This window comes from Rhodoplanes sp. (assembly GCF_013377085.1).
Taxonomy (GTDB): Bacteria; Pseudomonadota; Alphaproteobacteria; order Rhizobiales; family Xanthobacteraceae; genus Rhodoplanes.
In genome coordinates this window covers 39603-53771 of sequence record NZ_JACAAX010000005.1, presented here as the reverse complement: position 1 = coordinate 53771, position 14169 = coordinate 39603, and the positions used below count along the sequence as shown (strand labels likewise).

Below are 14169 nucleotides of genomic sequence, written 5' to 3'. Positions count from 1 at the left end.
TCCCGGAATGACCACCGAAGGGATCAACCTGATCCAGTATCAGGCCCCGATCCCTGCAACCAGACGCGCCGTGCGATCCGACTCCGCCGCATCCACGCCGGCGACGTCGATCCGTTGCGGCTCGAGCAGGTGGAGCCGGTCCGGGCCGGCCTCGAGGACGTGGACGTAAAAGTGCGTCGTGCAATCATTGGTCGCCTCCATGACGGGCGACGGGGCGGACACGATCTGCAGGCAGCCGATTTCGCCGATCCAGTCGATATGGCGATGGCCGTGCATCACCACGGCGCCGGGCACGATCTGCTGCAGCCGGCGCACGAACCAGCTCCCGTTGACCAGCGCGGTGCCGACCCGCTCCGAGAACTGCTTCGCCGGCATCGGGTATTCGACCATGTGGTGATGCAGCGCGATCAGCCAGCTTGCGTTCGGATAATCCGCACAGGCCCGCGTGACGGCGCCCATGTGCTCGGTCGACACCAACCCAAGCGCATTGGTGAAGGAGAAATGCGTGTCGGCATTCGAGTTGAGAACGACGATCCCGAGCCCGTCGGCGGTGTCGGGCGGGAGCACCATCGGGAAGAGGCCGGCCCACAGCGCCGCAACGTCGCGGGCGAGCCGCAGCGAGCCGGTGTCGGCAAAGATCTCGATCGTGTCGCGGTGCGGCTGCAACGCCTCGTCGAGCGTCGGGCCGAGGTCTTTGGAGGCGGCGTCCATCACCCGCACGCGAGACCCCTGCACGGCCGCCATGGCCGAGATCATCCTGGCCTGGCGGAGCCGCTTGTTGGGGCTGAACGGAAGGTCGAGGCGAGCCGGATTCGCCCGGTCGACGACGTTGACGTCGTGATTGCCCGGCAGGATCAGCACGCGCTCGGCGAGCCGCGGATGCGCCGCGAGCGTATCGAAGAACACGGCCCATTCGGCGGAGCGCCCGGCATCGGTGACGTCGCCGGAAACGAGCACGGCGTCGAGCGGCTCGCTCGCATGGATCAAGTCGAGCTGGGCGAACACCCGCTGCAGTCGGTCGTTGCCGCGCGGGCCGGCGCGCCCGCATTCGATGCGGAAGCCGTACTGCTCGCCGACGATGTGGATGTCGGAGAGATGCGCGATGCGCCACCGCCGTCGCCCCGGCGTGGCGGCGGGAAAATCGGCGATCGTGCGCGGCTGGCCCATGGTCGCATCGGCGATGCCCCAGGCGAGCGCCGCCGCGGCGAAATAGGCGGCGACCACGACCGTGCTGTTGGCGACGGCGACGCCGACGAGACTCCAGGGAGAGGCGAGATCGGCCGCCGTGCCGATCCACCGGGTCGACGGCCACACGGCCGTGATCAGCCACAAGGTCGGAACGCAGACGACGACGCCGGCCAGCGCCGCGGTGGTCGCCCGCACGGTCGCACGCGTGTCGGCACCGACCCGGCCCGGCAGCGCCTTCTCGACGAGGTGGCGCAACAGCTCGCGGACGAACGCATAGGCCGGCTGCACGGCGAGCGCGTTGAGCGACCAGAAGCTCCGCTCGGCGATCGGCAGCAGGCGACGGCCGCCGTACCAGCCGGCGACCAGCACGGCAGCGAGCAGCATCACCGAGCCGGCGCCGGACAGCACGGTCGCCGCCTTGGTCGACAGGGTGGCGAACCACAGCGACACGACCAGTGGCGCCAGGCCGAGCGCCAGCGCTGGAAGGCCGATCAGCAGGGTCCAGGCGACCGCCAGCTTGGGCAGGCTGATCTCGGCCAGCAGGCTGCCGGCGAGCGACAGCAGCGAATGCCGCCTTGTGCTCGAGGCATCGTCCTCGACGTCGCCGCTGCGCGGATCGATCACCGCCGTCATGCGCCCTCCTGTGGTCCGGCCGGCGCATGCGCCTCGGAACGCCGCCGAACCCTGCCCATTATGCACCGTCCGGACCCCAGCGGGATCATCCTGATCGACAGGGGTCCGGCAGCGCGCTAGTCCGACAGTGTCGCGCGATGGCCGCTGCCACGCCGAATGCGCCGGCAATGCACCCTCCAAGTATCGGGCAAACGGAGTCCGGCATGACGTTCCTGACCCGGCTGCCGGTCGAGCTCTATCCGCCGGATGCGCTCGGCGCCTGCGTGCCGGGCCGGTTCAGCCTGGGCACGGCACGGGCGGCGGCCTGGTTCTCGCAGCTCGCCTACGAGGACGAGATCGACAAGATCGACGCGGTGCTGACCCTGTGGGCGGCACAGCGGATCGCGGCGTTCGATCCGCCGGCGACGAGCGTGCTGCCGATCACCGGCACGCGCGGGCTCGTCGCCGAAACACGCGGCATCGGCGTGCTCGCCTTCGCCGGCACCGATCCGCTCAATCTCGCGCACTGGCTGACCGACATCAATTTCGTCCAGAACCAGGAGGGCATTCATCGCGGCTTCGACACCGCCCTCGAAGCGGCATGGGGCGATGTCACGAGCGCGTTGCGCGGGGCCGATCCGGCCGCACCGCTGCTCGTGGTCGGGCACAGCCTCGGCGGCGCGCTCGCCGTGCTGGCCGCGCATCGCATCCGCACCGAGTTCGGGCTGGAGTCCGAGGTTTACACGTTCGGCATGCCACGGGTCGGCAGCCCGGAGTTCGCCGCCGCCTACAACGCTGCCGCAGGCGAGCGCACCTACCGGCTGGTGCATGGCGAGGACGTGGTGCCGACCGTGCCACCGTCCGAGCTCACCTTCTGCCATGTCGGGCGGTTTCTCCCCTGCCCGCGCCACACCCGGTTCGACGCCGCCGCGCTGCGCCCGGCGCCGACCGACGAGCCGGCGTTCGTTCCGGGCCTGCTCGGCGGCCTGAAGGAAGGGCTGCGCCAGCTCTGGTCGCTGTCGGTCGCGCCGGCGATCCGGCCCGATCCGATCGGCCAGCTCTCCCGCATCCTGCCGCCCGCCTTCGGCGACCATCTGCCCGACCGCTATTGGATGGCCCTCGATCCGGCCCCCGCGGTCGGCGGCGACGGCTCGCCATAGTCGTTCAGTTCAGGGCAGGACTTTCCGCTCGATCGCCCGCTCCGGGCGTGGGCCGCGGCAGCGCCGCGCCAGACCAGCCGAGGCCGTTGCCGCTCGAGATGGGCTCGGCAGGCTCGGCGCTGCGGCTCTGCACCGGCCCGGCATGCGCTTGCAGAACCGACCAGAGCTCGTCCGCGAAATCGGCCCAGGTCCGCAGGTTGGCGCGGTCGATCCGAGACGCCCGCTGTTCGCGGTACTCGTCGTCGACGATCATCCGACGCACCGCCTGCCGGATGCTGACGAAGTCGTACGGATCGGCGTAGTCGGCCAACGTGCCTCCCACCTCCGGCGTCGAGCTGGCCGACGACGCGATGACCGGCCGGCCGAACCACAGACACTCGCCGACCGGCAACCCCCAGCCCTCGTAGTAGCTCACGAACACCGAGAACAAGCAGTGCTCGTAGAGATAGGCGAGCTCGTCGTCGTTCGGCCTTTCGAGAATGCGGATGTAGCCGTACAGGCCGCCCGTCGCCCGCATGAAGGCGTCGAAGTCGTCCTTCATGCCGCCGCGCTTCCCGGCGAAGATCAACCGCGGCAGCCGGTGGCCGAGCTCGTCGTAGAGCGACTTCCAGACAAGGGCGAGCGTCCAGATGTTCTTGCGCGACTCGATCGTCCCGACGACGAGGACGTAAGGCAGGCGGCTCTCGTTCAAGGCCCATTGACGGATCCGCCCTGCCAATTCGGGACGAAACACCGCGACCGGTGCGAATGGAGCCTCGTCGGCCGCAGGCGCACGGAGGAATTCGTGGGCGAGCGTGACCACGCGGATGGCCGCTTTCGTGTGACCATTGCGATCGAGAAAGACCCTCAGATCCGCTTCCGTCGCCCTGGAGCTGACCACGAAGACGCTGACGATCCGCGCCATCGAATCCAGCCACTCGGCAAACTGTCGAGGCACGGACTCGAAGACGTGCTCCGGCGTCACCAGCGGAATGAGATCATGCAACAACTGGATGATCTCGACGCCGCGCTCCGACAGAGCAGTGAGATGATCGCGAAAGGCCGGCATGTTCCAGATTGCGCCGGGAACGAACACGGTATCGCCGGGAACCAGCTTTGGCTCCTCCGCTGCCGATGCGCCCGGATTCCTGACGATGTTTCGTCTTTGGAACGCCTGCCCACCCGAAACGGCATTCGCAATCAACAGCCGCAATGTATGAAGATGACTCGGCAGTCCCTTGCCGTACCGTTTCCTGACATAGGCCCGCAAGCTGACAGCATGCACCGTATCGCCGTATTCGAGAAGCAAGTCGAAATAGGCACAATACCGGAGCTGATCGTAGACGTAGTCTCCGGCGAAGTGTTCCGGAGAATATGTCTGAACCGTCCTCTTGTTCGGATGATAGGCGATCAGGCGAAAGCCATCGACGCCGAGTCGTTTGGTGAGGCGATTGATCAGCACCGCCGAGACGCGCTGAATTCCCGTCAGGGTAGAATTGAACCGGGCGTATTCCAAGAAGTCCGAAACATCGACATAGAGCATTTTCAAGCACCACCGGAGATCGGTCGGACCAAGGTCCGGAAACCGGAGCGCATTCTGTCCCGATGGAGTCGGGCGGCGCTCTCGTCGTTCATTCGTGGTCGCATGTCCTTATGCGAAACGGTTCCCACCGCACCGGGACATGCTCGGGACAGCGTCTAGCACCTCTTCCTCGGACTCGCATGGGGCTTGACCGGGGTGCAGGCCCGCGGCCTGCGCGCCGGATGCCGCATTTGCATTCTTGGCGCGAGACCCGCGCGGTCCGGCGCCGTCGGCCAAAGCCGCAAACCATGAGACATCCGGTCTCCGTCCTCGTGAATCCGAGTCCCCTGTGAACTCGAGCCGAGGCAAAGAGCCGGTTTTTGTGACCACGGAGAGGCCAAACCATTTCGGGACACGACGGATATGTTGCAGACTAGAATATTCCGGAACCTGTTACCAGTGCGGGAATCCGATCGAAAGACTGCTGAACCGCAGGCAAATCCGGTTCGCCGGATTTCTGTTCGGCAGGAGGAATGGAACACTTGCTCTCGCCGACCGCGGACATGCGGGCCACCTCCGTGAAGGTGCGCCAGGCGGGTCGCATCGTCTCGGCCAGAAAGCTTCGCGAGCTTGGTGTTCTCGTCCTCCAGCGCTGTCAGCCACCTGGCGTCAGAGACGTCCATCCCGCCGCATTTCGCCTTCCAGTTGTGGATGGTCGCGCTGCTGACCCCATGCTTGTGGAAGACGTCGGCCGTCGTCGCCCTCGCCTCCTGCTCGCGCAGGATTCCAATGATCTGCTCTTCCGTGAGCCGCCTCGGCTTCATGGTCCATCCTCATCCGCTGTGGCGGGCTACACCCATTCTCGAGGAGAACTGCGAGGCTCGGGTCACGGGCACAATCAGCGGCACCTCGGAGCTACGCGATCACGAAGCCGAGCGCACCCCTGAGACAGCTTGGCCGGGAGCCCGTCACGGCGAATGCATCGACTTGGAACCACCCGGGTTCGCGGCGCGGCGAAGGTTCTCGATCAGGATCGCCAGTTCACGGTCGTCCGGTGTGATCCGGAGGAGCCGCTCGGCATGGTCGAGGGCAACCGCAGCGTCACCGGCATTCCGGCTGAAGCTGACGACGGCCCGCAACATGTCGCGATCCTCCGGACGCTTCTTGAGGCTCTCCTCGAGGATCGCCATAGCCTCTGCGACACGGCCGGCGGAATGCAGTCCGACTGCATAAACATACGCGTATCTCGGCTGATCCGGCGCCAACTCGGTCGCCTTGCGCAGCTCGTCGAGGGCGTCCTTTCGTCGATCGAGACGGATCAGCGCCAGTCCGAGCGCGTGATGCAATCCCGCATCGCCGGGTGAAGCGGCGATCGCTGCACGCAACACGCTCTCGCTGTCATCATCCCGCTTGAGCCCGCGGTAGAGATCCGCAAGATTGGTGGCTGCGGGGCCGTACTGCGGACTGAGCCGCAGCGCCGCCTTGTACTCGGCTTCGGCCTCGCCGAAACGACCACGGTGCGCGAGGTAGTTGCCGAGGGTCGTGCGCGCTTCCGGCCGGTCCGCATTGATCTGTTGGGCGGCAACGAGCTCCGCGGCTGCCCGCTCGAAATGATCGCGGTCTGCTGGCGGCTGGGTGGCGCTCGGGACGGCCGCCAGTAGCGCCGCGGCCCTGATCCGAACGCCGCGAACCGGATCGGACAGCAGCGGCGACACCAGCGGCCACGCCTGCGCCGCCGGAACGTTCTCCAGCATGTCCATGGCTCCGATCCGCACCATCGGATCGGCATCCTTCAGCCCGGCCCGCGCCAGGTCGATTGTCGACGGGGAGACGCCCGAGGCCAGCGCGGCGAGCGCACTCGCCCGCGCAATTCCGGGTGCGCCGCTGTTCCTCGCCACGGACGTGAGGAGCGCCGCGGAATTGCCCTTTCCGGTCCAGGCCGCTTTCAGAGCTTCGGCGAAGCTCTGAAAGCCTTTCCGGTCCGACCCGTGCCGGCGCTCGACCGCATCTGCGGCCCACACAGCCGACTTGTCCGTATGGCAGTCGTTGCAGGCGTTGGGCGTGCCGAGCTTCGCCGACAGGTCCGGCCGCGGAACGCGGAAGCCGTGATCGTGCCGCGGATCGACCACCATGTAGGTGCGCGCCGGCATGTGGCACGACACGCAAGCGAGCGGTGGACTCGTCGTTGCGTGTCCGTTGTGAGCGGCGTCGGAATATTTGTCGGACGAATGGCACTGCAGGCAGGTGTTGTCGCCGGGGAATCGCAGCTTGGCGCTGTGCGGATCATGACAGTCGCTGCAGGTCACGCCGGCCGCGAACATCTTGCTCTGCTTGAACGAGCCGTAATTGTAGACCTCGTCGAGCATCTGGCCGTCGGCGTGGTAGAGACCTTGCGTGATCGGCGAGACCGCATGCGTGTCGGACAGCCAGCGGCCGGGAACCCAGTCCTCCGAGAAGACGCCGCGGCGGGCATGACAGAGCCCGCAGGTTTCGACCTCCTTGCGAAGAAGCGCCGGCGGAACACTGCGCTGTGCATTCCCGGTCCGCACGTTGATCGGCCAGGTCACGTCGCACCGCTCGTCGAAACGCACGACCAGTCCTTTGGCCGGATCCTCGTCCTTCCCGAACGGCCACCAGCTTTGCCGGTCGCGCGCCCATCCGACGTGACGCGAGCCGCGGCCGTGGCACGCCTCGCAGCCGACGCTGATCTCGGCCCACGTCGTGGCGAAGCGATCGTTCGTCGCGTCGTAGCTCTTGCGCACGCCGGTCGAATGGCATTCGGCGCACATGAAGTTCCAGTTCTGGCTCAGCTTGGTCCAGTGCAGAACATCGTCGTGCCGGATGGGCTCGTCCGGATAGAGATGAAACCAGCGCTGCCCGCCCTGCTGCTTCGGGCGGCTGTCCCACGCAACCGAGAGGACTTGAAGGCGACCGTCGGGAAACTCGACCAAATATTGCTGCAGCGGATCGAGGCCGAACGTGTACTTGATCTCGAACACGCCGGGCTTGCCGTCCGGCCCGTCGGTCTCGACCATGAACCTCCCGTCCTTGCGGAAAAACCGCGACTGCATGCCGTAATGATCGAAAGTCGCGTTGCCGAAATCGCCGAGCACCGTCTTCTCGGTCGCGTGATCCATCGCATGCTTGTGCTGCGATGCACGCCATAGCGCAGTCTCGGACGTGTGGCACTCGGCGCACGCCTCGCTGCCGACGAAGCTCGCCGCTGGGCGAGCCGACGCCTGTCGCGTGCTGTTGCCTTGTAGATGCCAGGCAGCGCCGAGACCGGCGGCGACGATGATCACGGCACCGATTGCGGCGCCAACCCAGAGCCGCCGTCGCGATGCCCGAATCTCGCCGGCCGTGCCCGGCCGATCGCTGCGCGGCGCCGGCGCCGCCACTCCGCCGACGGCCTCCTTGCGGGCGCCGGCATTGCGAGCGGGCCGGAGTGGCTTGCGCGTCATCTTGGCCTCGTTTCGGTGATGATGACCGGCACTCGCGCCCCTCGGCGTGTCGATGAACTGAAATCACATGCCGCGAATTTGAACCACTGCCGGAGCCGCCGTCGCGGCACTTTCACTTGCAATCGATACACGCTCAAATACCGTCGTGAGCTGCGAAGCAGTCGTCGCATGAGGACTAACCTGAGCGATCTATGCATGTTGCGTCCGGTCCGCAAAGCCTAGTCGCATCACGGGCCGGGCGATAGCCGCGGCCCCCCTCGCCGAGGTAATTGTTTTGATTCGACCGTTCGTCCCACAACGCTCTTCGATCGGCACCTCCGCAGTGCTCGGAATCGCCTGGACGTCGTGGACATGAAGAACGACCGGCCTCGGGACTCGGCGTTCCAATGACGGCTGCGCGCGTAAGGTCCGGCGCGGCGCGTGATCGCATCTCCTGGATGCGCAAGAGCAACGGTAGCAGGAGGGATGTCCTTCAAGGACATGAGAACTGCTCGACGTTGGTCGTGATCAGGATTCAGCTCAGGAGAATTATTACATGAGAGGTTTACGCAGGTTCGTGGTGGGGCTCGCCGGGTGCGCTCTCGGCATCGTCGCGGCGGAGGGGGCGCTGGCGCAGCAGCCGGCGCGGCCCGCACCGCCGCCGCCTCAGCAAGCGCAGCCACAAACCCAGCAGCCGGCGCAACCGCCGGCACAGTCGTCCCAGAAACCGAACATTCTGGTGATCTGGGGGGACGATATCGGCCTGACCAACATCAGCTTCAACAATCGCGGCCTGATGGGCTACAGCACGCCCAGCATCGATCGTATCGCGCGGGAGGGCCTGTCCTTCACGGATTACTACGGCCAGCAGTCCTGCACGGCCGGACGCGCCGCCTTCATCGGCGGCAGCAACCCGCTGCGCTCCGGCATGACCAAGGTCGGCGTTCCCGGCGCCAGCGAAGGATGGCAGAGGACCGACGTGACGATGGCGACCGTGCTGAAGGCGCAGGGCTACGCCACCGGTCAGTTCGGCAAGAACCATCAGGGCGATCGCGACGAGCACCTGCCGACGATGCACGGCTTCGACGAGTTCCTCGGCAATCTCTATCACCTGAACGCCGAGGAGGAGCCGGAGAACGAGGACTATCCGAGCGATCCGGCGTTCCGCAAGAGGTTCGGGCCGCGGGGCGTCATCAAGGCCGTTGCCGACGGAAAAGGCGGCCAGACCATCGACGACACCGGACCGCTCACCAAGAAGCGGATGGAGACGATCGACGACGAGACGATCGCGGCCGCCAAGGACTTCATCACCCGCCAGGTGCGGGCCGGAAAGCCTTTCTTCGCGTGGTGGAACGGCACCCGCATGCATTTCCGCACGCATGTGCGGGCGGACCGGCGGACCAAGGGTCACGACGAGTACACCGACGGCATGATCGAGCACGACATGCATGTCGGCGAACTGCTCAAGCTCCTCGACGATCTCGGGATCGCCGGCAACACGATCGTCCAGTACTCGACCGACAACGGCCCGCATTACAACACCTGGCCGGACGCCGCCAACACGCCATTCCGCTCGGAGAAGAACTCCAATTGGGAAGGCGCCTATCGGGTTCCGGCCTTCGTTCGCTGGCCCGGCGTGTTCCCGGCCGGCGCGACGCTCAACGGCATCGTCTCGCACCAGGACTGGCTGCCCACCTTCGCGGCCATCGCCGGCGCCCCGGACATCAAGGAGCGCCTCCTCAAGGGAGCCGAGCTGAACGGCCGCACCTACCGGAACCACATCGACGGCTACAACCTGCTCGACTACCTGAGCGGCAAGACCGCGGAGTCGCCGCGCCGGGGCTTCGTCTATGTCAACGACGACGGCGACATCGTCGCGGCTCGCTGGGGCGACTGGAAGATCGTGTACAAGGAGAACCGTGGCCAGGCCTTCGGCGTGTGGCGCGAGCCCTTCACCAACCTTCGGGTCCCGCTCCTCTTCAACCTGCGCCGTGATCCCTACGAGCGGGCACAGCACAACGCCAACGTCTATCACGACTGGTTCCTCAGCCGCGTCTTCATCCTGTTCGGGGCGAACGACCAGGTTCTGCAGTTCCTGCTCACGCTGAAGGACTATCCGCCGAGCCAGACACCGGGCTCGTTCAATCTCGACAGCGTCAGGAAGCAGATCGAGTCCGTAGGAACCACAGAGAACTGAACGCGCATCGTCCTGCGATCCGGCGGGGAGCGGCCAAGCTCCTCGCCGGACGCCGACAGGTCGCGGCGGCGCGGGCGTTTGGCATCGCAGAGGTTCGGGATCCGGCAGGCCAGTTAAGGCTCGGATCGATAACGGATGGGTACGCCATGAAGGCACGAGTTGTCGTCCTCGCCATGTTGTTTGCGCTGTCGTGGTTCGGGTCCGCCCATGCCCAGGCGCAGCGTCCCAACATCGTGGTCATTCTCGCCGACGACCTCGGCAACGCCGATCTCGGTTATCGCGGCAGCGACATCCGCACGCCCAACATCGACAAGCTCGCGGCCGAGGGCGTGCGGCTCGAGTCGTTTCACGGCATGCCGGTCTGCACGCCGGCCCGGGCCGCGCTGATGACCGGCCGGTATCCGATGCGCTACGGCCTGCAGACTTTGGTGATCTTCCCGAACCACACCTGGGGCCTGCCGACCGACGAGCGGACGCTGCCGCAGGCGTTGAAGGAGGTCGGCTACAGCACCGCGATGGTCGGCAAATGGCACCTCGGCCATGCCGACAAGAAGTTCTGGCCGCAGAACCGCGGCTTCGACCACTTCTACGGCAATCTCGTCGGCGAGGTGGACTACTTCACGAAAATGCGCGGCGGGATCGTCGACTGGCAGCGCGACGGCAAGTTCTTCCAGGAGAAGACCTACTATCTGCCGCTGATCGGCGACGAGGCGGTCCGCACCATTGAGGCGCAGGACAAGGCCAAGCCGTTCTTCCTCTATTTCGCGTCGCTCGCCCCGCACGCTCCCTACCAGGCCCAGAAGGCCGACGAGGACCGCTACGCATCGACCATCAAGGACCCGACGCGGCGCACCTATGCCGCCATGATCACGTCGCTCGATGATCAGGTCGGCAGGATCGTCGCCGCGCTCGACAAGCGCGGCATGCGCGACAACACGCTGATCGTCTTCTCCAGCGACAATGGCGGCCCGCGCAGCGCCGTGGTCGCGAGCGGCGCGCATTCCAAGGCGGAGCGCGAGGCGAGCGGTGTCACGCAAGAATCGCTGCCGGCGAGCAACGGCGATCTGCGCGGCGGCAAGGGAAGCCTGCACGAGGGCGGCGTCCGCGTGCCGACCATCTTCAACTGGCCCGGCAAGCTGGCGCCGCGCGTCGTGAACGAGCCGCTGCACATGGTCGACATCATGCCGACGGCGCTCGCGCTGGCCGGCGGCAAGGCGAGCCCCGACAAGCCGCTCGACGGCAAGAACATATGGGCGACCCTCGCGGACGGGAATCCCACCCCGCACGACGACATCCTGGTCAACGTCGAGGCGTTCCGCGGCGCCGTCATCAAGGGCAAGTGGAAGCTGGTGAAGATCGCGCTGCTGCCGGGCAAGACCGAGCTGTTCGACCTGAGCGCCGATCCGGGCGAGAAGACCGACGTCAGCGAGCAGAACCCCGACATCGTCCGCGATCTGGAAGGCCGGCTGATGGCGTATGCCAGGCAGCAGACCATGAGCGAGTGGCTGAAGGCGCAGCCGGACTATCTGGGTGCGCAGGGCAAGACCGTGCTCGATCCGGACTTCGACATCGACGACGGCGGCCTGCCGACCGTGAAGCCCAAGCTGCCGAAGTGAGCGTGCCTTTCGGCTGGTCGGAAACCTCGGCTTTGCGGGAGGACATGGGATGCCGTCACAAAAGGCGATCGCCCGCTCGGGCGTGGCGTTATTTCTCGCGCTCGGAATTGCGACGCCCGCTCTGAGCCAATCCGCAGCGCCCGCTGTGCCGGCCGACGGCTCCGTCCTGCCGTTTCCGACCGTGCCGTCGGCGAGCGTGGCCGCACCGCGGCTGCAGGACTCGACGCATCAGCGTCGCGCCGAAGCGAGCCGGCTGCCCAAGGATGCGCCCAACATCGTCATCGTCCTGCTCGACGATGTCGGCTTCGGGGTTCCCGACACCTACGGCGGCCCGGTCCACACGCCGACGCTCTCGCGCATCGCCACCCAGGGCATCAGCTACAACGCCTTCCACACCACGGCGATCTGCTCGCCCACCCGCGCGGCGCTGCTGACCGGCCGCAATCATCAGCGGGTCGGGTCCGGCACCATCGCCGAGCGCGCCGTCGACTGGGACGGCTACACCGGCGTCATCCCGCGCAGCTCCGCCACGCTCGCCAAGGTGCTCGGCGCCTACGGCTACATGACCGCCGCCTTCGGCAAGTGGCACAACACCCCGGCGACCGAGACCACCGCAATGGGGCCGTTCACCCTGTGGCCGACCGGCGAAGGCATCGGCTTCGACTATTTCTACGGCTTCCTCGCCGGCGAGACCTCGCAATGGGAGCCGCGGCTGATCGAGAATCTCAATCCGGTCGAGCCGCCGCACGACGCGACCTACCATTTGAGCGAGGACCTGTCCGACAAGGCGATCGGCTGGATGCGCAAGCATCGCGCTTTCGCCCCCGACAAGCCGTTCCTGATGTACTGGGCGCCGGGCGCCGGTCACGGGCCGCACCACATCTTCAAGGCCTGGGCCGACAAGTACAAAGGCAAGTTCGACGACGGCTGGGACGCGCTGCGTGAGCGCACCTTCGCGCACCAGAAGGAGCTCGGCTGGATTCCCGCCGACACCAGGCTGACGCCGCGGGCCGACAGCATGGCCGCCTGGGCGAGCATTCCGGAGGCCGAGCGGCCGTTCCAGCGGCGGCTCATGGAGGTCTTCGCCGGCTTCGTCGAGCACGTCGACACCCAGGTCGGCAAGGTGGTCGACGAGCTCGACCGGCTCGGCATCCGCGACAACACCATGGTGATCTACATCGTCGGCGACAACGGCTCGAGCGCCGAGGGACAGAACGGCAGCATCAGCGAGCTCTTGGCGCAGAACCAGATCCCCAACACCATCGCCCAGCAGCTCGCGGCGCTGGACAAGCTGGGCGGCCTCGACCAGCTCGGCGGCCCGAAGGTCGACAACATGTACCACGCCGGCTGGGCGTGGGCCGGCAGCACGCCGTTTCACCACACCAAGCTGATCGCCTCGCATTTCGGCGGCACCCGCAATCCGGTGGCGATCTCCTGGCCGGCGCGCATCCGCCCGGACAAGACGCCGCGATCGCAGTTCCATCACGTCAACGACGTCGCGCCGACCATCTACGACATCCTCGGCATCACGCCGCCGAAGGTCGTCGACGGATTCGCCCAGGACCCGATCGACGGCGTCAGCATGGCCTACACGTTCGCCGACGCCAAAGCGCCGGGGCGCAAGGCGCTCCAGTACTTCGACAACAACGGCAGCCGCGGCCTCTATCAGGACGGCTGGTTCGCCGGCACGTTCGGCCCGCTGACGCCGTGGCTCACGGTGAGCCCGGGACTGGCGTCGTGGGATTCGAGCAAGGACGTGTGGGAACTCTACGATCTCGGCAAGGACTTCTCGCAGGCCGAGGATCTCGCGGCGCGCGAGCCGCAGCGCCTCGCCGCCATGAAGGCGCGCTTCCTCGACGAGGCGAAGGCCAACAAGGCGTTCCCGATCGGAGCCGGCATCTGGCTGCGCCTCCATCCCGAGGACCGCATCAAGACGGCCTATACGAGCTGGCGTTTCGACACGACGACCACTCGCATGCCGGAGTTCACCGCCCCGGGCCTCGGCCGCGAGAGCAACCACGTCACCATCGACGCCGAGCTCGGCACCGACGCCTCGGGCGTGCTCTATGCGCTCGGCGGCGCCTCCGGGGGCCTGACGCTCTACATGGACAAGGGCACGCTGGTCTACGAGTACAACATGATGGTGATCGAGCGCACGGTGGCGAAGTCGGACCGGCCGCTCGGCCCCGGCCGGCACCGGATCGAGGTGGACACCACGATCGCCAAGCCCGGCGCGCCCGCGGAGGTGAGCCTCGTCGTCGACGGCCGCGAGGTCGCGCGCACCACCGTCTCCCGCACCGTGCCGGCGGCGTTCACGGCCAGCGAGACCTTCGATGTCGGCATCGATCTCGGATCGCCCGTCTCGCTCGACTATTTCGACCGCCGGCCGTTCCGGTTCGACGGCACCATCGCCACGGTCGACGTCCGGCTGAAGTGACGCAGGATGGACGGCACC

Annotated in this window: 7 protein-coding genes and 1 pseudogene; 4 read left to right on the top strand and 4 right to left on the bottom strand. The window is 66.8% G+C overall.

Going from position 1 to position 14169, the window contains the following annotated elements:
* Positions 1-39 precede the first annotated feature (39 nt).
* Complete coding sequence (locus tag HXX10_RS05830; protein WP_296520623.1) at positions 40-1821, bottom strand: metallophosphoesterase; 1782 nt, start codon at positions 1819-1821, stop codon at positions 40-42.
* A gap of 203 nt (positions 1822-2024) precedes the next feature.
* Between HXX10_RS05830 and HXX10_RS05825 the strand changes: the two genes are divergently transcribed.
* Entirely contained in the window at positions 2025-2960 is a 936-nt protein-coding gene (locus HXX10_RS05825; RefSeq protein WP_296520621.1) for a lipase family protein, read from the top strand.
* A 4-nt stretch (positions 2961-2964) separates the two neighbouring features.
* Here the strand turns inward: HXX10_RS05825 and HXX10_RS05820 are convergent, their stop codons facing one another.
* The 3 genes and pseudogenes from HXX10_RS05820 to HXX10_RS05810 form a co-directional block, all read right to left on the bottom strand.
* Positions 2965-4482: a glycosyltransferase gene (locus HXX10_RS05820; RefSeq protein ID WP_296520618.1), complete on the bottom strand. Its 1518-nt coding sequence runs from the start codon at positions 4480-4482 to the stop codon at positions 2965-2967.
* Positions 4483-5078: 596 nt separating this feature from the next.
* Positions 5079-5285, bottom strand: a pseudogene (locus HXX10_RS05815) (transposase); the annotation flags it as partial.
* 144 nt (positions 5286-5429) lie between these two features.
* Positions 5430-7859 carry a tetratricopeptide repeat protein gene (locus HXX10_RS05810; RefSeq protein WP_296520616.1) on the bottom strand — a complete coding sequence of 810 codons (2430 nt, stop codon included), beginning with the start codon at positions 7857-7859 and terminating at the stop codon, positions 5430-5432.
* Positions 7860-8457: 598 nt separating this feature from the next.
* Here HXX10_RS05810 and HXX10_RS05805 point away from each other — a divergent pair.
* The 3 genes from HXX10_RS05805 (at position 8458) to HXX10_RS05795 (ending at position 14151) form a co-directional block, all read left to right on the top strand.
* On the top strand, positions 8458-10098 hold the full coding sequence (locus HXX10_RS05805; protein ID WP_296520614.1) for an arylsulfatase: 1641 nt from the start codon (positions 8458-8460) through the stop codon (positions 10096-10098).
* A 146-nt stretch (positions 10099-10244) separates the two neighbouring features.
* Complete coding sequence (locus HXX10_RS05800; protein ID WP_296520612.1) at positions 10245-11714, top strand: arylsulfatase; 1470 nt, start codon at positions 10245-10247, stop codon at positions 11712-11714.
* A 49-nt stretch (positions 11715-11763) separates the two neighbouring features.
* Positions 11764-14151, top strand: a complete 2388-nt coding sequence (locus HXX10_RS05795) for an arylsulfatase (protein WP_296520611.1) — start codon at positions 11764-11766, stop codon at positions 14149-14151.
* Positions 14152-14169: the final 18 nt, after the last annotated feature.

Coding starts and splice junctions, on each gene's coding strand:
- HXX10_RS05830 (WP_296520623.1), bottom strand. CDS start 1,821: ATGACGGCGGTGATCGATCCGCGCAGCGGCGACGTCGAGGACGATGCC.
- HXX10_RS05825 (WP_296520621.1), top strand. CDS start 2,025: ATGACGTTCCTGACCCGGCTGCCGGTCGAGCTCTATCCGCCGGATGCG.
- HXX10_RS05820 (WP_296520618.1), bottom strand. CDS start 4,482: ATGCTCTATGTCGATGTTTCGGACTTCTTGGAATACGCCCGGTTCAAT.
- HXX10_RS05805 (WP_296520614.1), top strand. CDS start 8,458: ATGAGAGGTTTACGCAGGTTCGTGGTGGGGCTCGCCGGGTGCGCTCTC.
- HXX10_RS05800 (WP_296520612.1), top strand. CDS start 10,245: ATGAAGGCACGAGTTGTCGTCCTCGCCATGTTGTTTGCGCTGTCGTGG.
- HXX10_RS05795 (WP_296520611.1), top strand. CDS start 11,764: ATGCCGTCACAAAAGGCGATCGCCCGCTCGGGCGTGGCGTTATTTCTC.